This is a genomic window from Nostoc sp. C96 (assembly GCF_059384975.1).
In genome coordinates this window covers 1,027,427-1,053,550 of record NZ_CM182020.1, presented here as the reverse complement: position 1 = coordinate 1,053,550, position 26,124 = coordinate 1,027,427, and the positions used below count along the sequence as shown (strand labels likewise).

The following is a 26,124-nucleotide window of genomic DNA, read 5'->3' as shown; positions in this document are numbered from 1 at the left end:
CGAATTTCTAGTGCAATTGCAGAGTCTTAGGCTGTTCTACCATGTGGATTGTATCGACAAATCTAGCTGTCTTAGACTGGCTAGAAATAACCAAGCTTTGAGTTCTTGCACCACCGTGGAAGAAGCGGACACCTTGCATCAAATTACCAGAAGTAATTCCGCAAGCAGCAAACAGTACATTTTGACCAGAAGCAAGCTCATGAGCATCATAGACCTTATCGGGATCAGTAATGTTCATAGACTGCAAACGCTCAATGTTAGCTTCTTTGCTTTCCCCAATTAGCCCTGTTTTCACTACTGCTGGATCGTAGATCAATTGGCCTTGGAAATGTCCCCCCATTGCCCGCATAGCCGCCGCAGAAATCACACCTTCAGGTGCAGCACCAATACCCATCAGTGCATGGATATTAGTTCCCGCAAAACCACAAGATATGGCCGCACCTACGTCACCATCAGAAATTAGTTGGACTCTGGCTCCCGCGTCGCGGATTTCTTTAATCAAATCGTTGTGGCGTTCGCGCTTCATTACAACTACTACGAGTTCATCAATCGAGCGATCTAGACACTCTGAGAGAATCTTGAGGTTTTCGGTGGCTGACTTGTTAATGTCTACTTTGCCTTTAGCGGCTGGGGGTGCTGCTAGTTTCTTCATATAGAAGTCAGGTGCAGCAAACAAGCCACCTTTTTCAGAAATTGCCAACACAGCCATTGAACCAGGCTGTCCGTATGCTACTAAGTTTGTACCTTCGCACGGGTCTACGGCAATGTCAATTTCTACTAATTCATCAGGGTTACAAAAGTCTTTTGCATTTGGACTAGTGCAGATACCAACTTCTTCACCGATATATAGCATAGGAGCGTCATCACGTTCCCCTTCCCCAATCACGATGCGACCACGCATATAGATTTTATTCATGCGCTCCCGCATTGCTTCTACTGCTACTTGGTCAGCCGTGTTCTTTTCGCCTTTACCCATCCACTTCGCGGATGCGATCGCGGCTTGTTCTACTACCTCAATAATTTCTAACCCAAGCGTATTTTCCACAGACTCACCCTCTCAACTGCTCTCTATTGCGTTATTTCATCTGGCCATTTCAGTTTTCAAGTCTACCAAAGTGACGATACCTATGGAAAATAGTATTCACTCACACAATTGTTAATTTTTGCTGCTAATTTATGTAAATAAATACCAGTAAGCTGAAACTACAGTTCTTTTGTACTATTAACTAATTAAGATTAACTGAGTAGTTAAAATCTCCATAGCTTTAGCTGGACAAGGCTTAGAGAGTATATGAGTAATACCTATATTTAAGTGTAATGTAGCAAATTCAGCAAAATAAATGTGTATTTTTTGTATGTGTAATTGACTAAATTAGGTCAAGAAACTGCGTATAAGTTTACGAAAAAAAATTGGCTACATCGAAAAATAAATCAGAGGTTGAACGTGTTTATTGACTACATCACTCTTATGTTGATCAATATGGTTGCTGGATTAGTTCTCCTAGCTGATTACGTGAATCGAGGCTTATCTAGCACAAGTCAGAAACAATGGATTCCTGGGTTTGGAATTACAGGGGCCATTGCCTTAACAACTGGGCTACACATGATTTTCACATGGACTGTGCGTGGTAGCTTCAATTATTGCGTTTGGAGAAACAACTGTCCTTTTCGGAACTTTGTTCATTGCGGCAGCGATCGCCTTAGCTTTAAATTTGGATTTGTGGACAGTAGCGATTTACGCTTTTTTTGCTGGATTGGTAGCAGTTGTTGTCAGTATCCGCATTATAAATTTAAACATCAACAAAACACCTGTACTAACAGGAATAGGTTTTATCCTGACTGGCTTGGGCGGTATTTTTGCCGCACCTGCTCTGTATTGGAAAACTAACCGTACTTTGCGATTAACTGGGACAGTCGTGTTGATTGTGGCTGCTTTGATTTGGGCGTTTATCGGATATCTAGCCTACTGGAGTCATTTTGAAAGCTTCCAACAGTGGATTCCCGTACCTATGCGCTAAATTACACAAACAATAGTTTAAAGGATTGTTATGAAAATCTTAGAATCATTCCAGATTTTTATAGAACGACACACTCTTAGCTTTCTTTTTTTTCTACTGGGTGCGTTGCTAATCATTTTGGCATTAACCACTAACCTTAACTTACCAGTAATTAAAGGAGTTGCTCCCTATGCAGAGTATCGACTAGCTTCCCTGGTACTGGGTATTATTTTTGTTTTATTAGCAACCTTGTTATATTACTTACCTCTCCAGGCAGGAAAAGCTATTCCAAATGAATTTAGAATGAGTTTATTTGAGCGAAGAGATAAGTTGCTTTCAACTACTCAAAAAGATATTCTGAGCTTCATAGAAGCAAAAACCACAAATAATAATAGAGGACTTCAGCAAGAGGCATTCGAGCAAAAGTGGACTAATAGAAGTCGCTCAGAGACTTATTATCGATTAGAACAACTTTGTTTACTCGGCTTTGTAGAAAAAGAAGAAGTCGCTAAATCTCCAGAAGGCATACCACGCTTTATATACCGTTTATCTTCTAATTATCAACAATTGATAGGTAGGCGGAGTAAAACATAATAAACTAGCCTATAAATAACTCACAAACATCAATAAAATACAAACTTATGTTGGACTTCCTCAATCCCCTACTTGGTCGTCATCCAGACAAGGTTAAAGCTAACGTCGAAATTTATACCTGGCAAACCTGCCCATACTGCATTCGTGCCAAAATGTTGCTGTGGTGGAAAGGCGTAAACTTCACTGAATACAAAATCGACGGTGATGAAACCGCTAGAGCCAAAATGGCAGAAAGAGCTAATGGTCGTCGAACAGTACCGCAGATTTTTATTAATAATCAACACATTGGTGGCTGTGATGACATTTATCAGCTAGACACCAAAGGTCAACTCGATTCTCTGTTAACTCAAGCGATATAAATAGATATTTTTCTTGTTCTTGGACGCAAACAAATTAGCACTCTTCAATTACTCAAAATAAAAAGTTGAGAACTAATAAAGACAGGCATATTGCCTGTCTTTATAAAAAAGGATTTATCAGAGAATTTTAGAAATTCATTTCAGCAGCTTGAACTTTTTCAACCTGTTTCTTTTTGAGAACTAGCATTACTTGAGCCAACATTACCAGAGAGACAAAGGCGATTAACCAACCAACTCTGCTGGAATCTTGTAACACAATTTCTGTATCTTTTTGACCGAAGCCACCAACGTTGGGGTTACTTGTCAAAGCATCACCAGATTTTACTGCTTGTCCTTCAGAAACAATCAGTTCTGGGCCAAGAGGAATTGTATCAGTGACCACATTACCAGCTTCGGTTTTGATGTTCACTAAATATTTAACGTTACCGTCACCATCTTCTTCTTTAGCTATCTTGCTAATGGTGCCAGCAGCAGAAGCGTTGTAAACAGTGTTGTTGCTCTTTTCACCAGTAGGATAAACTTGTCCGCGACCTCTGTTTCCGCCTACGTGAACTGAATATTTACCGAAGTGGATGTTTTTGTCAGTTGCTGGGTTAGGAGAAAGAACTGGAAAGACAATTTCTTGATATTGTTCGCCAGGTAAGGGGCCAACAATGACAACGTTGTCTGAACCTTCTTTGTAGGTTTGGAAGTAGGTGTCGCCGACTTCTTCTTTCAGTTCTTCAGGAATGCGGTCTTCAGGCGCCAGCTTGAAGCCTTCGGGTAGCATTAAAACTGCACCGACGTTTAAGCCAACTTTAGAACCATCTGCACCAACTTGCTGCACGCTAGTATCGTAGGGAATTTTCACCACAGCTTTAAATACTGTGTCAGGCAGCACTGATTGAGGTACTTCTACTTCTGTTGGCTTGGCTGCTAGGTGACAGTTAGCACAAACGATTCTACCTGTTGGTTCACGGGGAGTTTCAGGATAGGTTTGCTGCGCCCAGAAGGGATAGGCAGCAGCACTTTGTGGCAGAGCAATATCGCTAGTAAAGAAGAATGTTACTGTAGCGATCGCTATGAGCAATGTTCTAGTAATTGCTCTAGCACTGCGAGTTAACCTCGCTGTTGTAAAGGAATTTCTCATCTCTATAAGGACAACGATTCTTGGATGAAGTAGTCATTGGTCAAGGGTCAATGGTCAATGGTCAATAGTTGCTATGGACTATGGACTTTGGACTATTGACTAAAAATTATGCCCACCAAGGTTCTTCGCCGGTGCGGAAGTCGGTTTCAGTCCAGGGGGTCAAAACAATCTTGTCGTTTTCGGCTTTGGCGTGGCTTAAAGCCAAAGAACGTGGTGCGGGGCCTCGGACTACTTTACCAGTTGCGTCGTATTGCGAACCGTGGCAAGGACATTTAAATTTGTTTTCCGCAGCGTTCCAAGGAACAACACAACCCAAGTGGGTGCAAACAGCGTTAATGCCGTAATCGGTAATAGCTTCTTTGCTTTCGACCACAATGTAGGTGGGGTCGCCCTTCAATCCTTGAACGAGGGTGCGATCGCCTACGTTATGGCTGTCGAGAAATTGACTAACGCTCACATCGTTGCCGAGGCTGTCTTTGGCTGTTGTACCACCACCAGCACCACCAGCGGCCGGAGGAATAAAGTAGTTAACAACGGGATACAATGCACCCAGAGCTACTCCAGTGACAGTCCCAAAAGTGAGCAGGTTCATGAATTGACGACGACCCATATCAGGCACGTCCATTGATTCCGAAAATTGAGCCATATCCTACGCGCTCGCTCTTTGTATATTTTGTTTAAGCATTCTGACAAGAGTACTAATGCTTGAGCAACTCTTGTCTGGGTCGAAATGCTAACCAACGATGCTAAACTTCTTTGTTGCAAGATACTTTTAGCATCTTTTCTGTTAGCATTACATTTCTTTATATCCCTATCATACTTGAGTTACGGAACTTAACATCATAACTAAATGTAAAATCTAATTGAGACAAGCTATGACAGGAAAGGAATTACACCAACTGTTACTTGATAAGTGGGGACATTCTTACGATGTCCAGTTCCGCCGTACTCAAGGCAAGATATTTCTACAAGTAATGTGGAAATATCTAGAGCAAGCTTCTTTTCCTTTAACAGAGGCAGAGTACCAAGAACATCTTGATACCATCGCTAATTATCTTAATGCTTTAGGTGGTACAGCACAGGTACAAACATTTATTACCCAAACAAAAGAACGCCCCCGGCTCGGTAAAGCTGTCAGCATTCCCCTCGATTTAGGTGAACGCGCTTCTGAGTGGATAGTTTGAGCTAGTTTGTTTTTGGTATGGCACTGTAACACACTTAAATGTATTGCAGGCTTTTGAATTTTTGCAATACATTTTATGAGTAAATTATGTAATTCTTTTATGCTGATTTAGATAGTAACTCTAACAAAATTTTAGTTTTTGGCAATTGTCTTTCATCTTTTTTAAAAGCAAGCCGTATTTAATTTTTAACAAACAAAATCCTGCATCAGCAAAAGGTGTAGGTGAATAAATGGTGAAACTAATCAAAACAAGAGTGACTGATTCACTATTGCTATGTATTATTTACCCGTGAGTTTAACTAACCCAATTCCACCCATATAAAGCCCTAAAACTGCGCCCGCTAACAAAGCTTGAGTAAGGGGGTCAGTCGAAGGAGTAAGAACTGCGCCTAAAATGACTGCTGCCATAATCACGTAGCGCCAACCCGAAAGCATTCTGTCGGAAGAGACGATTCCTAAGTTACCCAACAATAATTGAATAATCGGAATTTGAAATGCCAAGCCAGTACTGAATAACAGCAGCAGTATAAATTCAAAATATTTATCAATTGACCACAGTTGTTCTACAACATCAGCGCCATAGCTAATAAAAAACCTCAAGGCGGCGGGGATAAGAACAGAATAGGCAAATACTAACCCACCAATAAATAACACACTCGACCCTAAAACTATTGGCCCTACTAAGCGACGTTCACGGCGTGTTAACCCTGGGAGGACAAACTGGATAACTTGATAAAGGATAAAAGGCGTAGAAAGTACAAGTCCGCTATAGCCGGCGACTTTTAAGGAGACAAAGAAATATTCTCCGGGTGCAAGCTGGAGAAATTTGACCCCTGCTGCTGGTACTTCTAGTAACTGCACAATCGGCTTGACAGCTAGAAAACAGCCTATAACAAAAATGACTACAGCGATTAGTGAATAGAATATCCGTTGTCGTAACTCTTCTAAGTGGTCGAACAGAGACATTTCGACTTCACCAGGCAACTCATCAAGAGGATCAGTGTCTGAGTTGCCTTGTCCTTCTAGGTCGATATTGGGATTAGTGATAGTGTCAGCTTCTGATGAAGGAGTCATGAGTAGGCTATTAGGCAACATTTGTTAACTATTCTATTACTCCCTTACACCACTGCCAAAGTTATGAGTATTGTTGCACTAGTTTTAATTGAAAAACTAACCAGCAAAATTATGTTTCTTTCTGTTTGAGGATTTTTTTCCTGTTTCGTTGTGGTAAGGCTTGCATAAGTTAGTGGGAAGCCATCTTATGAATCATAACCATCCTATAAGCTACATAAATATGGGGATGGAACCGATATTTTAGAAATTACGTCTCTGCGGCTAGTAGCATTGCATAAATTAATACAATGCTCAGTTTGAAAAGTCCGATTCATCAAGGTGGCATCTTCACAGATAGCGCGATCGGAAATTATTTGCTGAGGTTTGTATGTATAGGATAATTTGCATTGGATTAATGGCATTACCTGCTTATTTTTACAATGCGGAACCCAGTTTAGCTAGTGAAAGGAATGTATCTATTATTGCTGATAATAGCATCAATCAAAGTATAAACACTCAAGTTAATTTAGTACCGTGGCGTATCTTCTCTAGAGAAGATCAAACAGGCGATTGTCTCCGACATGGTAAATGTAGGGATTAATAAGTTGATGTGCGTTCCAATTGCACGTTCTTTGATTGAGACTGTTATTAGTCATTTGTCCCTTGTCCTTTGTCAATACAAATGACTAATGACAAAGTTATGGCGATCGCATTCCCCAATCTCACCGCAAAATTTGGTCAATCATCCGATTGGCTTGGGAACCATAACCACCCCCAAATAAATTGAAGTGGTTCAAAATGTGATACAAGTTATACAAAGTTTTGCGGCGTTCGTACCCTGTATCTAAGGGAAAAGCTGCATGATAACCTTGATAAAAAGCGGACGGAAAACCACCAAAAAGTTCTGTCATGGCGATATCAACTTCGCGATCGCCATAATAAGTGGCAGGATCAAAAATTACTGGTTCGCCAAACACAGTACAGCCAGCATTCCCGCCCCATAAATCGCCATGTACTAAGGATGGTTGTACTCTGTGTTCTGCTAATAGTTCGGGAATCGCGGCTAATAATTCATCTTGTTTAGGAAAATTCCCGCTTCGTCTTCTGGCTAATTGAAATTGATAACCAAGGCGATGTTTGCAATAAAATTCTCCCCAATCTGCTGTCCAAGTGTTGATTTGAGGAGTGGAACCTATAGTGTTATTTATGTCCCAACCGAAACCCTGTTGGCTGGTTGTTTTGTGCATTTCTGCTAACTTAAGCCCCATTTCTGACCAAGATTGGGTATTACCGCCACCCATTTCTAACCATTCCAACACGATATAGCCAGAATTGCCTGATATTCCCCAACAAATAGGCTTGGGTACACGAATGCTATTTGAGGCTAACATTTGCTTTAAACCCAACATCTCAGCCTCAAACATCGTAACTTGCGATGCTTGGTTGAGTTTGACGAAGTATGTGATTTCACCATTAGTAACGGCGTAACCTTGGTTAATACATCCGCCACTCACAGAACGCTGCTGTTGAGTTTGAAATTTTTTACCAGTTACCCGACTAATATGGGCATCAATTTCAGTCCAAATCATTCTGAAGTATGAAGTATGAAATTACGTCAGCAATCAAGTAATGGGACATTTAGCATAGTCAAATGTCACATAACAAATGACTAAAATTTACACTGGTTTTATGACAACTACACCATAAGCTTCGGGACAGAGATATTGATTAGCTGCTAGGAGTAAATCGTTAGCTTCTTGCTGTTGAATATGCAGTGGGTAATTGAAGGCAGGTTCTAAATCGCCTATTAAAGATTGATAGAAACCATATAAACCACTGCGATCGCTTGGGGTTTCGTTTCCAAAGATAAATCTGTTGGCGACACGTTTACGCACACGGGCGATTTCTTTTTCTGTGACTAACTCTGTTTGTAATCGGCGGATGTGTTGGGCGATCGCATCTTCAACAGCGGCTATGTTTTCCACTGCACATTTAGCAGAAATATAAAATGTACCTTGTAATAAATTGCTCATATTGCTAACTGCGATGGAAGAAACCAATCCTCGTTCTTCTCGCAAATCTCTCACTAATCTTGATGTCCTTCCGTGTGCTAAAACTCCGGCTAAGACATCTAATCCATAAGTTTGGTTTAATTCGGCTAACCCTGGAACCCGCCACACCATCACGAGTCTTGCTTGCTGAAGGCTTTTATCAACAAATTCTCGCCGCACAATTTCGGTAAATGCAGATTCAGGATAGTTATTTGAATCTTGACTCTTAACTCTTAACTCTTGATTCTTATCCAGCTGTGTAAATCCTTCAGCAACAGTTTCAATTAACTGTTCTACAGGTAAATTGCCCACAGCTACAGCCGTAATCATTGGCGGTTGATACCATTGGGCATGAAAATCTCGCATTTGTTGGGGTTCTAGCCCAGATATGACCGATTCTGGCCCCAACACCGGACGGCGATAGGGTAAAGTATCAAATGCCATTTCCATCGCGCGGCGAAAAGTCCGGCGGTGGGGATTATCTTCAGAACGGCGGATTTCTTCTAGAACCACAGCACGCTCACGTTCAAAAGCATCATCAGGAATACTCGGATTACATAAGACATCTATTTGCAGTGGAGCCAGTTCCGCAAAATCTTGGGGCGCAGTAGTTATGTAGTAATGAGTATAATCTTGACTGGTAGCCGCATTAGTTACAGCACCACGCTCTTCAATGCGGCGTTCAAACTCTCCACTGGCAAGTCGCTCAGTTCCTTTAAAAATCATGTGTTCTAAAAAGTGAGCCATACCGTTGATGGCATTAGATTCTACTGCTGAACCAACTTTAATCCAGAGGTTGAGGTTGACAACATCAATGGGCATTTGTTCAGCAATGATTGTCAAGCCATTAGGCAAGCGGTGTAGTGTTGGAGAATTTAGACGAGCAGATTTGAACAGGGTTGAGGTCATGGGTTGTGGTGAGTTTACAGCGTTCTTATTCCTTTATCTTATCCGTCACCCCAAAATATCTCTTGTTGTTGCATTAGTTATGTATATTCTTTTTGCTCAAGAACATACTAATCACTGGGATAGCTAGTACACTTTATGTTGCTTTTTTAACGTCAGTATATTTTTGCCTACAGACTTAATGTTTCTGAGTAATCTAAAATTATCAATAGAAATATTAAGAAATATAAACTAGATATCCATGTCCATTACTGCTATTGACAAAAGTAAATCTCGTGTTGTGGTGATTGGTGCAGGTATTGGTGGACTGACTGCTGCGGCATTACTAGCCCATCGTGGCTACAGCGTTTTAGTCCTTGACCAAGCCATTGTACCGGGGGGTTGTGCTTCGACATTTAAACGTCAAGGGTTCACCTTTGATGTTGGTGCAACCCAAGTTGCTGGTTTGGAACCAGGAGGAATTCACCACCGCATCTTTGCGGAACTAGGAATTGATTTACCGCTTGCTACCCCTTGTGACCCTACTTGTGCAGTTTATTTACCGGGTGAAAACACGCCTATTAATGTTTGGCGTGACCCCGATAAATGGCGTGAGGAAAGACAACGGCAGTTTCCGGGTAGCGAACCATTCTGGCAGCTAATGGCAACTTTATTTGCTGCTAGTTGGGAATTTCAAGGACGTGACCCAGTGTTACCGCCGCGTAACTTGTGGGATTTATGGCAATTAATTCAGGCTGTGCGTCCTAACACCTTGATTACTGCACCTTTCACCTTATTAACGGTAGGTGATGCCTTAAGGTTATGCGGACTGGGTAATGATCAGCGATTGAGAACCTTTCTAGATTTGCAATTGAAGTTGTATTCTCAGGTCAGTGCTGAAGAGACAGCATTACTGTATGCCGCAACAGCGTTGAGTGTCTCCCAATTGCCCCAAGGATTGTATCATCTGCAAGGTAGTATGCAGGTGTTGAGCGATCGCCTAGTCACAGCTTTGGAAAGAAACGGCGGACGCTTGTTAATGCGTCATACTGTCGAACACATCAAAGTTGAAAATGGTCAAGCCACCGCCGTTGTTATCCGCAACCAAAAAACAGGCGAAGTTTGGACAGAACCAGCAGACCATCTGGTAGCTAACGTGACAGTCCAAAACTTAGTGCAGTTATTGGGTGATCAAGTTCCATCAGGATATAAACAGCGTGTAGAAAAACTCCCACCACCATCAGGGGCATTTGTTGTGTACTTGGGCGTAGATGCGAGTGCCATTCCTTTAGATTGTCCGCCCCATTTACAATTTTTATACGACGCGAATGGGACAATTGGTGAAAATAACTCCTTATTTGTTTCCGTCAGTCATTCTGGTGATGGTCGCGCACCTCAAGGCAAAGCAACAATTATTGCTTCATCTTTCGTTGATTATCAACAATGGTGGCAAACTTCAGATTATCCAGGACTGAAACAAAAATATACAGAACAAGCGATCGCACATCTCAACAAATATTTTTATCTCAAACCCGAAACCATCATTTATCAAGAAGCCGCCACACCCCGCACCTTTGCTCATTACACCGGACGCGATCGCGGTATAGTTGGGGGCATTGGTCAAAGAATCCCCACTTTTGGCCCTTTTGGTTTCGCCAACCGCACACCCATTAATTCGTTGTGGTTAGTCGGCGACTCCACCCATCCCGGCGAAGGTACAGCTGGCGTGAGTTACTCAGCGCTGACGGTAGTCAGACAAATTGAGGCGCAAAGTTAAACAAATATTTGAATCAACAGATAAACACTGATAAATTAGCAGTGTCTAAGTAGGTAGACAGAATGATAAGGAGGACGCAACCTAAAAAATTTTCGCTCCTACCCATTCAATTTTAGATTTGCCATTTTCAATTTTAGATTCGTCATCAACCAATCCAAAATCTAAAATCCAAAATCTAAAATCCTTCTGCCTCCTGCCTTCTACTTATCTGTGTTTAGCTAATGAATTACGACACAGCCCGCAAACTGCTGGTCTCTCAAACAATCACAACCGAAGAAAACCCTGATGCTTTGTTGATGCGGATGAAGCAGGGAAAACCACCTGTTCCCGGTCAGATTACCTCAATTTTGTTGGCGTTAAAAGTCGTGTTTGAAGCCCTCAAAGATGCAGCCAATCTAGACCGAGAATTAACCTTTGCCCTTTATCAGTTAGGTGTAAAGACACAGCATTTATATGTAGCTGGGCGGAAAGCTGGGGTAGACTGGCCACCCCTACTCAAAGAAGATTTAATTAGAATTTCTCTGGCTACGGAAAGTATTTTTTCTGGTGTATGGCAAACCCCGCCATCTGGAGGGTTTGGCGGGGGTTAAGGTTCAACGAGTTTGCAATTCTTTGAGCAATTTTTCTACATCATTTTTGAGTAAAACCGTCATTTGTCCGGTGAAAGCTTTGCCATTGCGAGGTTTAGCTATTTCTATCCAATAAGCATAGCGATCGCCTATACGCAATTGTCCTTGTAAAGCTTCTTTAATGGGAGTTTTGGCAAACCGCGCCGAGTTGACTTCGCCTTGGCTAGGGTAGTCATACACCACTTGACCCTGATTAAAATCTTGATAGATATCGTAGCCGTAAATTATCCGCAAAGATTCTTGTAGGCGTTGAAAGCTCATACCATTAATAGCATCATACATAGCCAAGCGCTCATAACGAATCCGGCTACGGTCTTTGGCAAACTCCACCTTACCCGGAGGTAACACCGACGCTTGAAAGGTAAATCGCTGGGCTGCTGTATCACTCTTCTGCACATACAATTTTTCACCATTTCCCGGACGCAGCGTCGGATGGGCGTTCATCCAAGTACCTACTTCTTCCGTACTTTGTCCTGGTAAAGCATTAGCTTTAGAATCAAAAATCATTCCCACACACAGCCAGGGAACTAAAGAAAAAGACAAAATTAAACCATTCACCAAATATTTTTTTAGCATTTTCCTATTCGGGACTTACATGGAAATTTCCCCAATTAGGGGTTAATCATAGTTTTCCCGTTTTCTCAGGAGATGATGTCATTGCATTATCAGACACACAGCAAAATACACTAAGTAATTTTACTTAATGTATTACCTTTATTTAGATATTTATCCAATTTAAAATACAAATTATACGTAATTTAGGTTATTTTTACGTTTTTTCCTGATTATTAACTGCTAAAAAAGCTATTTTGGCTGCGGCTTGTTCTGCGGCTTTGATAGAACGTCCTCTACCTTCACCAAGTTTTTTGTCATAAAGCCAAACTTCTGCTGCAAATCGCTCTTGATTGCGGTTGGGATGATTGATTTCCTCGACACGATATTCGGGTAAAACTTTAAATTGAGCTTGAGTCCATTCTTGTAAAGCAGCTTTATAGTTTAGCCGAGCCGGATCAAGCCGAATTTCTGTGGCTAGTTGCTCAAAGTGAGAATCTAACCAAGGACGGATGAGATCTAAATTATTTGTACTGAGATAAAGCGCACCCAACACAGCTTCAAAAGCATCAGCCAAACGTGATTCTTGACCGACTTTATCACTGGTTGCACTACCGGCAACTAATAAATATAGCTCTAAACCATATTCTCTAGCTAATTGGGCGAGGATGCGATCGCTCACTAATACCGAACGAATTGCGGCAAAATCGCCGACTTGGCAATCTGGGTATTTTTCCCATAAAATCACGGCCGCAGCCAGTCGCACTACAGCATCACCCACAAACTCCAGTTGTTCATAATTCGCTGTATCAGATACCGTTGGGTGAGTTAGCGCCAAATCTAAAAGTTGCCATTTAATTGGTGCATCTAATGGCAAGCCTAACTTTCTTACTAAGCTTTCAAGTTGTCTTTGACGACGGGGATAAACAATAGTCATTAGTCAATAGTCAATAGTCAATAGTCAATAGTCAATAGTCCTCAAAAAAGGACGCGGGACAAATGACTAATGATCCGAATAGGAGAGAGAGTTGGTAGTAAGCCGGGTTCTGTTATCTATGTAAAAAATTTACATGATGGCAGTTATCTATCTGGGACGGTTGTTACCAAACGCCTCTAGCGGCTCTCATACACGGAACTGGTAAAAGACCAACCGTAGTTCCTCTGACCTTGCTCCCAACCGGGGTTTACCGAGCCAACGCCTCTCGACGCTGCTGGTGCGCTCTTACCGCACCTTTGCACCCTTACCAAAAAAGACGAAAGGTAAAAGGCAAAAGTCAAAAGATATATTTCTTTTAGCTTTTTACTTTTTACTTTTTACTTGTTTTGGCGGTATCTTTCTGTGGCACTATCCTCACGATCACTCGCACTGGACGTTATCCAGCAAGTTTGGTCTTTCGGGAGCCCGGACTTTCCTCAAAACTATCATGAATGACGGTTCTGCAACTGCCTGCGCCTACTCTCTCCCTAACTACAGTGTAATCCTGGATGGCATCATGTGTCGGATTTGAGTTATTTCTTCTTTTTATTCCAAGGTAGAGCGTAAGTCCAAGGTAATTTTTTGATCGTGAAAGGACAATTGATCAAATACATCGGTGGAATATTTATACCTGGTGCTATCCCCACCCGAACATCAGATATTCTTAACACTAGCTGTAAAGAAAATTCTAATTCTTTGCCTCGATTCATAAAGTCGTTATATAGCTTTTTTTGAGGCGGCCCACCATTTTTTAAGCCAGTGATACTTACTAGAGGTTTTTTTGCAGAATAGGTTCCAGCTACAGAATCTAATTCTAAAACATCTTCTGCTGTCACCTTTTCAGTCAGGGTTTTTTTCGGGGTGATTAAACTGGGAGTTTGTGGTATTGCTAAGTCACGAGTTAAATAGGGAGAAATCCTAATTACACGGCGTGATTGCTTGGTGTGTTCCACTACCAAAGTGCTATTTTCCCAGTCAACATATACAGCTAGATTATCTGATTTATTTTCAATGGTAATTTGTAATTCTTTTAACTCTTCTAATGAGTAGGAAGAATTAAGTTTAAAAGAAATTCCAATTTGGTCTTTGAGTTCTTGTGTTGTTAGTTGTTCGTTGACTGCATCACTTTTATAAGCATATTTGATTTTATCATCTATAGATTCAACCATGCGGTTAAAGGTGTAAGATACACCAATAATATAAAGTGTCAATACAACTAAATTTTGATCACCGCTACCTTTGAGCATTTGGAATTTTATCTCCCTGAATTAGTTTTAATTATTTAGCTTCAATCATGTTTAATACTAGAAAAATTAGCGAGCCATCCTCTGCGCCAAAATAGGATGAGTAAACTAACTGCGATCGCTATCATTAAAGCCAAGCAAACTGGATAACCCCAATACCAATTTAGTTCAGGCATATTGTATGGTGATTTATCGGTATTGAAGTTCATGCCATAAATACCTGCAACAAAAGTTAAAGGAATAAAAATCGCCGAAACTACCGTTAGTAGCTTCATAATTTCATTCATTTTGTTACTGACTGCGGATAAATATACATCCATTAATCCTGATGCTAATTCTCGGTAAGTTTCCACCATATCCATAACTTGAACTGTATGGTCATAGCAATCTCGGAGATAGATTCTGACCTCTTCACTAATTAAATCGCTACTATCTCGAATTAACGCATTAATCGCATCTCTTTGCGGCCAAATAGACCGCCGCAGTTGTAATAATTCCCGTCTAATTTGATAAATTTGTTGTAGTGTTTGTGGTGTAGGTTTGAGAATTACTTCTTCTTCTAATTCTTCAATCCGTTCACCATAAAGTTCTAAGACTGGAAAAAAACCATCAATAATTGCATCTAACAAAGCGTAAGCTAAATAATCAGCGCCATTTTTCCGAATAATACCTTTACCTTTATCTATTCGCATTCTGACACTATCAAAACAATCATGTTCTGGTTCTTCCTGTACTGTCAGCAAATAATGTTTTCCTAATACAAAACTTACTTGTTCACTATAAAATCCACAGGTTGTTTCTTTCGGAACTACCATGCGAGCAATAATGAGTAATTGGTCTTCATAATCTTCGATTTTAGGGCGTTCTCCCATATTGACTACATCTTCTAAAACTAGAGGATGTAACTCAAAGACTTTACCTAATCGCTGTAATATATCTTGATTACCTAAACCTTGGACATCGACCCAAGAAACAGATTCTGTATCCAAGTAATTCAGACACTCTTCTGGAGTTGCTATTTGTTTACGGATAAAGTTTGTTTGATTGTAATCAAACAAAACAATTGTGGGCGCTTCGGCATCTTCATCAATAATCAGAGTTCCCGGTATGGTTCCTGGTTGATGATAAAAATCCGGGAAGCTGGGCTTACGTACTTTTTTGGTGAGACGGCGAATTTTACTAATCATTTGTTAATTGTCAATTTTCATTAATGATCGGTCATTGGTCAACTACTATTAATTGGCATTAGCCCAAATTGTATAGCTGGATTGCTAATAAATCAGCCAGTGTATAAAAAAACAGCTTGCCTTGGCAAGGCAAACTGTTGAAAAGATAAAGATATTTATTTTAGGACTTACACACAAAGATTTTCTGTGGAGGCTGGGGTAAGGGTTTTAGATACATACAACCCCTAGACCCCTTTACCCTGTACCTAACCCTTGATTTTTCGTTTTTATGCGTAAGTCCTATTATTTATCTGGGAAGGTAGAGCTTACATCATACCCATGCCGCCCATACCACCCATGCCGCCCATACCACCCATGCCGCCCATACCACCCATGTCAGGTACAGCAGCTTTCTTCTCTGGTTTTTCGACAACGATCGCTTCAGTGGTCAAAACCATCCCCGCAATAGAGGCGGCATTTTGTAGGGCAGAACGTACAACTTTTGCTGGGTCAATGATCCCCGCTGCAATCAAGTCTTGGAATTCTCCGGTCGCAGCATTGTAACCAACGTTAAACTCGGTTTCTCTCACTTTAGAAACAATCACAGAACCTTCATCGCCAGCATTTTCAGCAATTTGGCGCAAGGGTGCTTCTAAAGCGCGTTTGATAATATCTGCCCCAATTTTTTCTTCTTCATTGAGGCTGTGCTTAACTTCGTCTATTTTGGTAGACAAGTGAATTAAGGTTGTACCACCACCAGGAACAATTCCTTCTTCTACGGCTGCTTTAGTGGCGTTGAGTGCGTCTTCAATCCGCAGTTTGCGGTCTTTGAGTTCGGTTTCGGTGGCTGCACCAACTTTAATCACTGCGACACCGCCAGCTAATTTAGCAATGCGTTCTTGCAGTTTTTCTTTGTCGTATTCCGAATCAGTTTCTTCTAACTGCTTGCGAATTTGACCAATCCGCTTTTGAATTTCTGGCTTAGTGGTGCTACCAGCGACAATTGTTGTGTTTTCTTTGTCGATGGTGATTTTGCGGGCTGTTCCCAAAGTTTCTAAAGAAGCAGTATCTAAGCTTAAACCGATTTCTTCAGAAATTAACTGACCGTCGGTGAGGATGGCAATATCTTGCAAAATAGCTTTGCGGCGATCGCCAAATCCAGGCGCTTTGATAGCAGCCACAGTCAACACACCCCGTGCTTTGTTGACTACTAAAGTTGCTAAGGCATCTCCTTCTACATCTTCCGCAACAATCAATAGTGGTTGACCCAAACGGGCAACTTTTTCGAGTACGGGAACTAATTCTTGAATGCTGTTGATTTTCTTATCGGTAATCAGGATACGCGCATTTTCAAATTCAACGATCTGCCGTTCGTTGTTAGTAATGAAGTACGGAGAAATATAACCTCTGTCGATTTGCATCCCTTCTACTACTTCGAGTTCAGTGGTTAGGGATTTGGATTCTTCAACGGTAATGACACCATCTTTGGTGACTTTTTCCATTGCTTCTGCCAGCATCTTGCCGACTTCTTCATCGTTACCTGCCGAGACTGTGGCAACTTGAGCGATCGCATCGCCTTCTACTGGTTTAGCCACTCTGGCAATTTCTACCACCAGCGCTTCGATAGTTTTGTCAATCCCGCGCTTTAAGTTGATAGGGTTAGTACCAGCCGCAACGTTTTTCAGACCTTCTTTAATTAATGCCTGTGCTAAAACGGTGGCGGTAGTAGTACCATCCCCAGCAATATCCTTAGTTTTAGATGCTACTTCTTGAATCAGTCTCGCACCAGTATTTTCTAAAGGGTCTTCTAATTCAATTTCTTTAGCGACCGTGATTCCATCATTGACAATTTGGGGCGCACCATATTTTTTTTCTAACAGGACGTTACGACCCTTTGGCCCCAAAGTAATTTTCACTGCATCGGCTAGGGCGTTGACACCTCGTTCTAGCGCCCGCCGTGATTCTTCATCAAAGGAAATAATTTTAGCCATGTTTCACTTCTCTAGCGCTTCCATTAGACAATTTAGCACTCACAGACTCAGAGTGCTAATAACCCAAGCTGGTCAGATTATAAATGGAATTGATCAGGATTGGTACTGGGTACTGAAGAAGTAAAAAGTAAAAAGGCAAAATAAGCTTTTTACTTTTACCTTTTAACTTCATAGTTTTCCACTACCTTTTATTAAAAAATTGATTAATATACATTTGATGCTCATGTAGGATACAGGCAGTAATGGTTGAATTGGGAGATGAATCTATACAACTCCCTTAAGTCTCTGGGTATTGCCGACCCAAGCGGCATCGGCTGGTTGGCAGTAGTATTTACGTTTCTTTTTGCTTGGCTAGTGACATGGCGCTTAATACCCACAGTACGCAAGTTTGCCCTGCGGGTTGGTTGGGCTGACCAACCAAATGCGCGACGGCTAAATCGGGAACCTTTACCGAATGCTGGGGGTTTGGCTATTTATGCAGGAGTAATTGCCGCGTTAGTTCTTGCTAGTTTGTTACGACCAATTGAATTACAAAGTGTTTTGGCACAGGTTTTAACTGTGCTACTAGGAGGATCAATCCTAGTTTTAGTCGGCTTTATTGATGATCAGTTCGGTTTACCCCCTTCTGTGCGCTTGTGGACACAGATCATCACAGCCTTGTTGCTGGTAGCCAATGGCATCAGCATCAAAGTTGTCTTCGGCACGCCCATAGACTCACTGTTATCAATGTTGATTACAGTACTCTGGGTTGTTGGAATTACCAACGCCATCAATTTGATGGATGGAATGGATGGATTAGCCGGCGGGATCAGTTTTATTACCGCTATGAGTTTGTTGGCAGTTTCCGCCCAATTTCCTAACAAAGCGGCAGCAACCTTAGTGTTGGCAGCTTTAGGAGGTGGAGCTTTAGGTTTTTTACGCCACAACTTCCACCCGTCACGCATCATTATGGGTGACGCGGGAGCATACTTTTTTGGTTATGTTTTGGCTGCGACCAGTATTTTAGGTGACTTGCAGGTAACTACGGTCTTTTCTTTAGTACCGACGGTTTTATTTTTGCTATTACCAGTCTTAGACACTACCCAAGTGTTTTTACGGCGATTATTAGCAGGAAAAAACCCCCTCAGTACTCCTGGCAAGGATCACCTACACCACCGTTTATTAGCTTGGGGGTTCTCGCAAAGTCACGCTGCATTTACTCTTTGGACAATTACCTTAATTGGCAACTTGCTGGCAATGCACATCCGAAATATGCCTTTGTCTGTCATAGTTGCTACCAGTGTGAGCATCATTATTTTGTTAGGCTTTACAGTTTGCCAAAGAATCTTAAATAATTCGTAATTCCGTTAGCGACGCTCCTGCGTCGCGTCATTACATCACCATGCCACCATCGACATTGAAAACTTGCCCTGTAATGTAATTGGCGGCGGCATCGGCAGCAAGGAAGCGCACCATCCCAGCTACCTCTTCTGGTTGCCCATAGCGACCAAGAGGGATAAATTTTAAAATTTCTTCGGTGTTGCTGAGATTGCTGGTCATATCGGTGGTGATGAAACCAGGGGCGACTGCATTCACTGTGATACCGCGAGTAGCGAGTTCTTTTGCAACTGTTTTAGTAAAGCCAATGACTCCTGCTTTGGCAGCACTGTAATTTGCTTGGCCAGGGTTGCCCATTTGTCCAGCAACAGAGGCAATGTTAATAATTCGCCCGAAACGTTGCTTGAGCATGATTTTACTAACGGCACGGGTACATAAGAAAACGCCCGTCAGATTCAGGTCAATTACGGCTTGCCATTCTTCTGGCTTCATCCGCAAAAGTAAGGTGTCACGGGTAATTCCAGCATTGTTAACTAAAATATCAACTCGACCAAATTTTTCTGTGGTGGCATTAATTAGTGCTTCTACTTGATCTGCTTGCGAAACATCAGCTTGCAATGCGATCGCCTGTCCACCAACAGCAGTAATATCTGTAACTACCTCATCTGCTGCTGTACTGGAACTAGCATAATTAACCGCTACACTAGCTCCATATTTTGCTAATTCGAGTGCGATCGCCTTTCCAATGCCACGCGAACCACCAGTAACAATTGCTACTTTTCCTTTAAGACTTTGCAAGTTTTCTGGCAAAACTTCCATGAATTATTCCTTAAGCTTTTGAATTACCGCGCTAATAATCTTATGGCTATTTGTGCTTGTTAATTCACTCAAGGACAATATTTGTGGGGCTAAGAGCAAACTATTGACCATTGACTATAAAAATAAAATAATGTTACAGCTATTCTTGAAAGCACGCATTAAGATTAAAAGCAATCCATAAAAATTCGGTGTGTGTCGTATGGCCACTAAAAAACATTTCAACAGTTTTGAAGAAATGCTTTCTGGTTCTGATGTACCTGTATTAGTAGATTTTTACGCTGAATGGTGTGGCCCTTGCAAAATGATGGGGCCGATTTTAGATCAAGTAAATGCTCAATTAAAAGACCGTCTACGCATTGTTAAAATTGACACAGAAAAATACACCGAATTGGCTAGTCAATATCGTATTGAAGCCCTGCCAACACTCATGTTATTTAAAGAGGGTAAGCCTGTAGATAAAATTGAGGGAGTTTTGCAAGCACCCCAGTTAGTGCAGCATCTCCAAAATTTAATTTAGATATAGTAGGTAACAGAGTGCAATTTTTTTGCTTAAGCATCTGGCCTATTGCTACAGATTAATTGTAGAGTTTTTATCAAATAAAAATGGCTAATAGCTTTTCATCATCAATGATTAGCTATTAGCCATAAATACAGGTATAAAGTAAGCTACAGCTTTTCTGGTTCTTCTAGAGGAACTGTACTCACTTTAGTAATTGTTGCTTGTAAGATTTGCGTGTGAGAAATGGAATTGTTCGCTAAGGTGAACAGTGGGTTTGACAAAATCCCAGCTATGGTAGTCGCAATTAAGCTGACTACTAACCCTACTTGTAAAGGTCTTAATCCAGGTAAATCCCAACGTACTTCGGGATAGTTTTTCACTACGTCGGACATTTCTTGGGGTTCTTTAACTACCATCATTTTGACTACACGAATGTAGTAATAGATGGAGACAACACTAGTTACCAAACCTAGCAAAACTAAGCCATAAAGACCAGCTTGCCAACCAGCCCAGAACAAGTAGATTTTGCCAAAAAATCCCGCTAGTGGTGGAATACCTCCTAGTGAGAGCAAGGCAATACTCAAGCCTAATGTCAACAGTGGGTCTTTTTGATATAAACCTGAGTACTCGTTAATTTGGTCGGTTCCGGTGCGTAGGGAGAAGAGAATCACGCAGGTGAAACCGCACAGGTTCATAAACAAATAAACCAGCAGATAAAATACCATACTGGCGTATCCCGCCTCTGTACCAGCAATCAAGCCAATCATCACAAACCCAGCTTGAGCAATGGATGAATAAGCCAGCATCCGTTTCATGCTAGTTTGTGCGAGAGCCACCACATTACCCAAGATCATGCTGAGAATGGCGAGGGCTGTAAACACAAATCTCCATTCGTCAGCCACCATTGGGAAGACGGTAGTTAGTAGGCGGATGGCTAAAGCAAACCCAGCGGCTTTGGAACCAACAGATAAAAAGGCAATAACTGGAGTTGGAGCGCCTTCATAAACGTCTGGTGTCCACTGGTGAAAGGGTGCAGCGGAAATTTTGAAGCCAATACCTGCAATGATGAAAACGAGAGAAATCACCAAACCGAGGGATTGGCTAACTTTAGCTGTGATGATACCGTTGGCGATCGCACTTAATTCTGTTTGACCACCCGATAAACCGTACAGCAACGAAACGCCGTATAAAAATACTGCTGTACTAGCAGCACCAATCAACAGATATTTCAGCGCCGCTTCGTTAGAACGAGGATCGCGCTTGGTATAGCCTGTCAGCAGATAAGAGGAAATACTTAAAGTTTCTAGTGAGATGAAAATCATCACTAACTCACTAGCACCAGATAAGAACATTCCTCCTAGAGTAGCAGTCAGCAAAATTGCGATGAATTCGGCTAAAGCAGTACCACTCTGCTCAACGTAGCGAATTGACATCAATATCGTGACAACGGCAGACAACGCGATAATACCGCGAAACACAATACTGAGGTCATCACCAGTGAAGCCACCACTAAAAGAGATGGGGTTGATAGCGTCCCATTGATAGCACAGAGCGACAATTGCAGCTAGTAAACCTGCGATCGCTAGATATCCAATCCAGCGTGCGGATGTACGCCCCAAAATCAAATCAACAATCAAAACCCCTAAGAGGGTAACAATCACAATTCCCTCTGGCAGAATTGTTCCAGCATTCAACTGGGATGCAAGATTAGCAAAATCCATGAGATATATAGGTTTTGGCGATTAGACATTCAGGCTAACTTTGTTCATTTTATCTATTGTTCATTACCAAAGTTGCATTTATCTTTCTGTCTTAAGCATAGACTGACTCTTGCGTAAAATTAGCTTAAAAGAAGCGGATCAGCTAACTCTCACCCAAGACTCTATGCTTATCATTAGATTAAATTATAGTTTAAATTTTCAATTGGACATCTTGTCAATTACAGATACTGCTCTAACTATCTGTTAACAATGGTAACTAAATAAACAATCGGTATTGTTAAATATACTTGTAGGCTTAAATATTTTAAACTATTCAATTTCCGAGAGTAAATTTTGCAGTTGCTTGGGTAAATCGAAGTAGCCATTAACTCCTGATGCAAAATTTATCACTTGAGTTACTGCATCTATATTTAAACTTCCATAGATATGCGGAAATATTTCTCCGGTTTCAGCCGCTTCGTAGCGAATTTCTGCTTTAACTTTTTGACTATCAATTAATAGTATAACTAATTCTTGTTGGTTATAAAAAAATCTATTAGCGGATGGTATAATCTGTGCTACTTTCGAGCAGTGAATAAAACCTTCGTTGGCAAGAGATTCTGCTATATAAATATTATTATCTTTAGCTTGTTCCCATTGCAGGCGCTGTGTAATATGCAGAAGGAATGGAATGTTATATTTTGGGACTTCTGCTGTATCGAGTAGTTTGGTAAAGTCGCAGTTGTCTAAATCTTTCAGCACCGTTTTAGCGCCAGCATCTAATAATTTTTCTGGCGCTTGGTGATTGGCTATCCCAATGAAACTAATATTTAAATTACGTGCAGCTTTAATATCCCAAATGCCATCCCCGATAAAGACAATTTTGGTAAATTCTTCTATGTTGTAGTTATTCTTAGCTTTAAGAATAGCAGCATTAATAATATCTTCTCTAGAAATGCCATCATCAGATGAAGCTAAGGGAATATTGTGTATTTCTAAGTCGGCTGCTTGCAGTTTTAATATAGCAGAATTATACCATCCACCAGTTGCGATCGCTACACACCATGTAACAGAGGTTTGTAATTCAGCTAATACCTTTTCTGCACCAGGGATACTACTAAATAGATGTTTCTGTGTGCTAATTTCCTGCTGGAGTTTTTCAACAAAAGCAAGTTTGAACCTTTCAAGTTCCAATTCTGATGGCTGACGTTGTAATCTTTCTTGAAAAATTTGCTGAGTAATGCCAGAATCTGTAATGTTTTTGTATTCTGCCCAGTTTGAATTAATATTAACAAATCCAAATTCTGAAGCAAAGGTATTTATAAAGCAAGTTTCATCAATCTGGTTTGTATTGGTGAGTGTACCATCAATATCAAAAATTACTAAGTTCATCTAGCAATCCTATCTGAGTTGTGAAAAAATATTCTTTTTAACGAACCGCAAAGGACGCATAGACGCGATAGCGAGTCTTCGAGCGTCAGGGCTTCCCGCAGGGTAGGACACAAAGAATGAGAGGAAGGAAAAGAAAGAGAATTTCACAAATGATTTAAGACTGCTATAGCAGATTTTCTTGATTCTGAGGAATACATATATCTGGCGCACATAAACCAGAAAACTGCATTGTTGTCACTGCAAAGTTATTTAAATCAACACAGCGAATAGCATGATTATTGGTATCACTAATATATAGATATGAACCCATAACACTCAATCCAGACGGTTCAAAAAAGCGGCTATTTTTACCTTGACCATTTTGTAAACCAGCTAAACCATCGCCCAAAATGGTTTGACAATTACCTGTGCTGGGACTAACTAATTTAATTTTGTGGTTGTATGTATCTGCTACCCACAAAAAATTTTCCGCATATTCTACCGCCATACAGTGTTGTAATCTTACATCTATACTTTGTCCATCCACATCACCAAAACCGAATAATTGTTGACTACCGCAAATAGTTGTAACTTGGTATGGTTCGACAATTTCTACACTGCGAATTGTACTAATTTCACTATCAGCAATATACAGTTGTTGTCCATCTGTAGTCATACCACTAGGTTGAGCAAAAGCCGATTCTATTAGTAAACCATCAACACAACCTTCTGCACCTGTACCAGCATAGGTTTTGATAATGTTGGTGGCTAAGTTCATTTGCCAAATTTGATGAGAACCCGCCATTGCAATAAATAAGGTATTCCCAATTTTGACTAAATCCCAAGGAGAATTGAGTGCAGTTTCTAAACCAACACCACTATGAGGATGAATGTTACGGCTTTGTTCTCCAGTTCCTGCAATTGTCTCGACTATTTGGCGATGCAAATCAATTCGCCGCAAAGCATGATTTTCGGTATCAGTAACAAATAGGATTTGATTTTCACTATCAAATACCATTCCCTGTGGTGCAGAAAACTGTGCTTCGCTAAAACTACCGTCAGTTAAGCCAGGTTGTCCTGTACCAATAATGTGGAGAACTTCGCCATCAAAGTTACTTATAACTAAGCGGTGATGTCCAGAGTCAGCGATGAATAAACCTATTGGCTTGGCTAAGACTTTACCAGGAAAAGCTAAGGGTGAAATTATTGGTTGTTGCTGCTTTTCTAAAATATGGTTGATTTGTTGAAAGTTGATAGTGCTTTTTTGCTGGTGTTCTTCAATTACTTTTGCAATTAACTCGTCTAAAACCTCACGCTTACCTTCGCCAGAAACATAGCCAACTACATAACCTTCTGGATCGATAATCATGAATGTCGGCCAAGCACGCACAGTATATTCTTGCCATACACGAAAATTTTGATCTACTAAAACTGGATGTTCAATGTCATAGCGCAAAATAGCTTGGCGGATATTTTCTGTTTCTTGTTCGTTGTCAAACTTGGCGGAGTGAACACCAATCACTGTAATGCTGTCTTTATATTTATGTTCGAGATATTTCAAGTCTGGTAGGATGTGCAGGCAATTAATACAGCAGTATGTCCAAAAGTCTAAGATGACAACTCTACCCCTAAGTTGTTTTAAGGACAAAGGTTTGTCAGTATTCAGCCAAGTGTAATTTTGGGGAAATTCTGGCGCTCTGACGCGGGGAGTCATGAGATATCCTTTGAAATGGGTGTAGGGGAGATAACTTAATTAATAAATTAATAATGACGTGTGAGATACCTGCGTAAGCTAGACAAAAAGAAAGTTTTAAGCCTGTTGACTGTTTACTGCTATACATTACTGAGAATAATCTTGAGGCTGTATCACTTTTGATCAAACTGGATAAACTTACTACCACTGATTTGGCTGCTTGGGTGCAACAAGTTAAGATTCAGACTGTACTGGGTAAAGTGTGCGATCGCATCCCAAAATTATCTGTGGCTCATCCTAACTGGTTTGCGGTTCACATCTGCTGTGTCTCAGAACAAACTTATAGTTCAGGCGATACAGATTGTGTGTTTCCCTTGATGAGTGTCATCAAAGCATTTTCCTTTCTGTATCTGCTAGAAAATATGGGAACGGACACCGTTTTACAATGGGTTGGGGTTGAACCGTCGGATGCTGCTTTTAATTCTTTAGATCAATTGATTGCTGATAACGGCCATCCCCGTAATCCCATGATTAATAGTGGTGCAATTACTTTAGCTGATAAATTACCAGGAAAGACAGCAAGCGATCGCACTTCACATCTTTGTCAATGGTTAAATCAGTTAACAGGTTCCCAAGTGTATTTAGATGAAGTCATGCTGGCTTCAGTACGTGCTTCACGTTCACCAATTAACCAAGCACTCACCAATTATCTCGCAGCACAAAATCGTCTGGAAAATCCGGAAATAGCTCTTGATACTTACGAGCAAATATGCTGTATTTCAGGCAGAGTAGAAGATTTAGCCTTATTAGGAAAAGCCTTAGCTTGTGGTAATAATTTACAGCATCACCGCATAGTTAACGCCGTGATATTGATGTGTGGACTTTACCAAGACTCGGCTAAGTTCGCTCTCAGAATTGGTTTACCGATGAAATCAGGCATTAGTGGTGCCATGTTAGCCATAGTACCAAACACCGGAGCGATCGCTTGCTACAGTCCCGCCTTAGATACAGTCGGAAATTCCGTAGCGGCGATCGCTTTTATGGAAGCTTTAGCCCAAAAATTAGAATTGAGCATCTTCTAAAAGAACTCCGCGTAACTTTGCGTTTACTTCAGCGCCCCTTTGCGTTTAAAACTCCCA

General features: G+C 41.0%; 25 protein-coding genes, 1 other RNA gene and 1 pseudogene. 11 read left to right on the top strand and 16 right to left on the bottom strand.

The window, feature by feature from the left end:
• Positions 1–7 precede the first annotated feature (7 nt).
• Positions 8–1,045: a class II fructose-bisphosphatase gene (gene glpX / locus AC504W_RS04580; RefSeq protein WP_494876480.1), complete on the bottom strand. Its 1,038-nt coding sequence runs from the start codon at positions 1,043–1,045 to the stop codon at positions 8–10.
• A 423-nt stretch (positions 1,046–1,468) separates the two neighbouring features.
• Here glpX and AC504W_RS04575 point away from each other — a divergent pair.
• The 4 genes and pseudogenes from AC504W_RS04575 to grxC form a co-directional block, all read left to right on the top strand.
• Positions 1,469–1,582 (top strand): annotated as a pseudogene (locus AC504W_RS04575) (hypothetical protein); the annotation flags it as partial.
• A 43-nt stretch (positions 1,583–1,625) separates the two neighbouring features.
• Positions 1,626–2,018: a DUF981 family protein gene (locus AC504W_RS04570; RefSeq protein ID WP_494876479.1), complete on the top strand. Its 393-nt coding sequence runs from the start codon at positions 1,626–1,628 to the stop codon at positions 2,016–2,018.
• A 30-nt stretch (positions 2,019–2,048) separates the two neighbouring features.
• Positions 2,049–2,591: a hypothetical protein gene (locus AC504W_RS04565; protein WP_494876478.1), complete on the top strand. Its 543-nt coding sequence runs from the start codon at positions 2,049–2,051 to the stop codon at positions 2,589–2,591.
• A gap of 47 nt (positions 2,592–2,638) precedes the next feature.
• A complete protein-coding gene (gene grxC, locus AC504W_RS04560; RefSeq protein WP_494876477.1) occupies positions 2,639–2,950 on the top strand; it encodes a glutaredoxin 3 in 312 nt (103 codons plus the stop codon).
• 127 nt (positions 2,951–3,077) lie between these two features.
• Here the strand turns inward: grxC and petA are convergent, their stop codons facing one another.
• Together petA and petC are read right to left on the bottom strand one after the other, a co-directional pair.
• Complete coding sequence (gene petA / locus AC504W_RS04555) at positions 3,078–4,079, bottom strand: cytochrome f (RefSeq protein WP_494876475.1); 1,002 nt, start codon at positions 4,077–4,079, stop codon at positions 3,078–3,080.
• Between the two features lie 106 nt (positions 4,080–4,185).
• A complete protein-coding gene (gene petC, locus AC504W_RS04550; RefSeq protein WP_015111832.1) occupies positions 4,186–4,725 on the bottom strand; it encodes a cytochrome b6-f complex iron-sulfur subunit in 540 nt (179 codons plus the stop codon).
• A 229-nt stretch (positions 4,726–4,954) separates the two neighbouring features.
• On the opposite strand from petC, the gene AC504W_RS04545 reads away from it, so the two are divergent.
• Complete coding sequence (locus tag AC504W_RS04545) at positions 4,955–5,263, top strand: DUF3067 family protein (protein WP_096583524.1); 309 nt, start codon at positions 4,955–4,957, stop codon at positions 5,261–5,263.
• Positions 5,264–5,541: 278 nt separating this feature from the next.
• Here AC504W_RS04545 and tatC read toward each other — a convergent pair whose 3' ends face one another.
• The gene (tatC, locus tag AC504W_RS04540) at positions 5,542–6,336 is read right to left on the bottom strand and encodes a twin-arginine translocase subunit TatC (RefSeq protein WP_494878563.1); all 795 of its coding nucleotides are present in this window, start codon (positions 6,334–6,336) and stop codon (positions 5,542–5,544) included.
• A gap of 367 nt (positions 6,337–6,703) precedes the next feature.
• Here tatC and AC504W_RS04535 point away from each other — a divergent pair, with 367 nt between their 5' ends.
• The gene (locus AC504W_RS04535) at positions 6,704–6,916 is read left to right on the top strand and encodes a hypothetical protein (protein ID WP_494876473.1); all 213 of its coding nucleotides are present in this window, start codon (positions 6,704–6,706) and stop codon (positions 6,914–6,916) included.
• Positions 6,917–7,037: 121 nt separating this feature from the next.
• Here AC504W_RS04535 and AC504W_RS04530 read toward each other — a convergent pair whose 3' ends face one another.
• Both AC504W_RS04530 and AC504W_RS04525 read right to left on the bottom strand, forming a co-directional pair.
• The gene (locus tag AC504W_RS04530) at positions 7,038–7,904 is read right to left on the bottom strand and encodes a fructosamine kinase family protein (RefSeq protein WP_494876471.1); all 867 of its coding nucleotides are present in this window, start codon (positions 7,902–7,904) and stop codon (positions 7,038–7,040) included.
• 87 nt (positions 7,905–7,991) lie between these two features.
• A complete protein-coding gene (locus AC504W_RS04525) occupies positions 7,992–9,275 on the bottom strand; it encodes a M16 family metallopeptidase (RefSeq protein WP_494876470.1) in 1,284 nt (427 codons plus the stop codon).
• Between the two features lie 238 nt (positions 9,276–9,513).
• Between AC504W_RS04525 and crtD the strand changes: the two genes are divergently transcribed.
• Together crtD and AC504W_RS04515 are read left to right on the top strand one after the other, a co-directional pair.
• Complete coding sequence (gene crtD, locus AC504W_RS04520; protein WP_494876468.1) at positions 9,514–11,028, top strand: C-3',4' desaturase CrtD; 1,515 nt, start codon at positions 9,514–9,516, stop codon at positions 11,026–11,028.
• Between the two features lie 221 nt (positions 11,029–11,249).
• Positions 11,250–11,618: a Dethiobiotin synthetase gene (locus tag AC504W_RS04515; protein ID WP_494876467.1), complete on the top strand. Its 369-nt coding sequence runs from the start codon at positions 11,250–11,252 to the stop codon at positions 11,616–11,618.
• Between the two features lie 3 nt (positions 11,619–11,621).
• Here AC504W_RS04515 and AC504W_RS04510 read toward each other — a convergent pair whose 3' ends face one another.
• The 6 genes from AC504W_RS04510 to groL form a co-directional block, all read right to left on the bottom strand.
• Positions 11,622–12,233, bottom strand: a complete 612-nt coding sequence (locus tag AC504W_RS04510) for a hypothetical protein (protein ID WP_494876466.1) — start codon at positions 12,231–12,233, stop codon at positions 11,622–11,624.
• A 193-nt stretch (positions 12,234–12,426) separates the two neighbouring features.
• Positions 12,427–13,146: a ribonuclease III gene (gene rnc, locus AC504W_RS04505; RefSeq protein ID WP_103126875.1), complete on the bottom strand. Its 720-nt coding sequence runs from the start codon at positions 13,144–13,146 to the stop codon at positions 12,427–12,429.
• A gap of 82 nt (positions 13,147–13,228) precedes the next feature.
• An RNA gene (rnpB, locus tag AC504W_RS04500) (RNase P RNA component class A) lies at positions 13,229–13,670 on the bottom strand.
• A gap of 48 nt (positions 13,671–13,718) precedes the next feature.
• Positions 13,719–14,432, bottom strand: coding sequence for a hypothetical protein (locus tag AC504W_RS04495; RefSeq protein ID WP_494876464.1), 714 nt, complete (start codon positions 14,430–14,432; stop codon positions 13,719–13,721).
• A gap of 41 nt (positions 14,433–14,473) precedes the next feature.
• Entirely contained in the window at positions 14,474–15,616 is a 1,143-nt protein-coding gene (gene corA, locus AC504W_RS04490) for a magnesium/cobalt transporter CorA (RefSeq protein WP_494876463.1), read from the bottom strand.
• A gap of 305 nt (positions 15,617–15,921) precedes the next feature.
• The gene (gene groL / locus AC504W_RS04485) at positions 15,922–17,586 is read right to left on the bottom strand and encodes a chaperonin GroEL (RefSeq protein ID WP_494876461.1); all 1,665 of its coding nucleotides are present in this window, start codon (positions 17,584–17,586) and stop codon (positions 15,922–15,924) included.
• A gap of 258 nt (positions 17,587–17,844) precedes the next feature.
• Here groL and AC504W_RS04480 point away from each other — a divergent pair, with 258 nt between their 5' ends.
• Entirely contained in the window at positions 17,845–18,927 is a 1,083-nt protein-coding gene (locus tag AC504W_RS04480) for an MraY family glycosyltransferase (protein WP_096583550.1), read from the top strand.
• Positions 18,928–18,957: 30 nt separating this feature from the next.
• Here the strand turns inward: AC504W_RS04480 and fabG are convergent, their stop codons facing one another.
• Positions 18,958–19,722: a 3-oxoacyl-[acyl-carrier-protein] reductase gene (gene fabG, locus AC504W_RS04475; protein WP_096583552.1), complete on the bottom strand. Its 765-nt coding sequence runs from the start codon at positions 19,720–19,722 to the stop codon at positions 18,958–18,960.
• Positions 19,723–19,921: 199 nt separating this feature from the next.
• Here fabG and trxA point away from each other — a divergent pair, with 199 nt between their 5' ends.
• The gene (gene trxA, locus AC504W_RS04470; RefSeq protein ID WP_096583554.1) at positions 19,922–20,239 is read left to right on the top strand and encodes a thioredoxin; all 318 of its coding nucleotides are present in this window, start codon (positions 19,922–19,924) and stop codon (positions 20,237–20,239) included.
• 149 nt (positions 20,240–20,388) lie between these two features.
• On the opposite strand, the gene AC504W_RS04465 is transcribed toward trxA, so the two are convergent.
• The 3 genes from AC504W_RS04465 to AC504W_RS04455 all read right to left on the bottom strand — a co-directional run bounded on the left by AC504W_RS04465 (position 20,389) and on the right by AC504W_RS04455 (position 25,006).
• Positions 20,389–21,942 carry an NAD(P)H-quinone oxidoreductase subunit N gene (locus tag AC504W_RS04465; RefSeq protein WP_103126872.1) on the bottom strand — a complete coding sequence of 518 codons (1,554 nt, stop codon included), beginning with the start codon at positions 21,940–21,942 and terminating at the stop codon, positions 20,389–20,391.
• A gap of 309 nt (positions 21,943–22,251) precedes the next feature.
• A complete protein-coding gene (locus AC504W_RS04460; RefSeq protein WP_494876459.1) occupies positions 22,252–23,313 on the bottom strand; it encodes a DUF952 domain-containing protein in 1,062 nt (353 codons plus the stop codon).
• 163 nt (positions 23,314–23,476) lie between these two features.
• Complete coding sequence (locus AC504W_RS04455) at positions 23,477–25,006, bottom strand: thioredoxin-like domain-containing protein (RefSeq protein ID WP_494876457.1); 1,530 nt, start codon at positions 25,004–25,006, stop codon at positions 23,477–23,479.
• 158 nt (positions 25,007–25,164) lie between these two features.
• Between AC504W_RS04455 and AC504W_RS04450 the strand changes: the two genes are divergently transcribed.
• Positions 25,165–26,067 carry a glutaminase gene (locus tag AC504W_RS04450; protein ID WP_494876455.1) on the top strand — a complete coding sequence of 301 codons (903 nt, stop codon included), beginning with the start codon at positions 25,165–25,167 and terminating at the stop codon, positions 26,065–26,067.
• Positions 26,068–26,124: the final 57 nt, after the last annotated feature.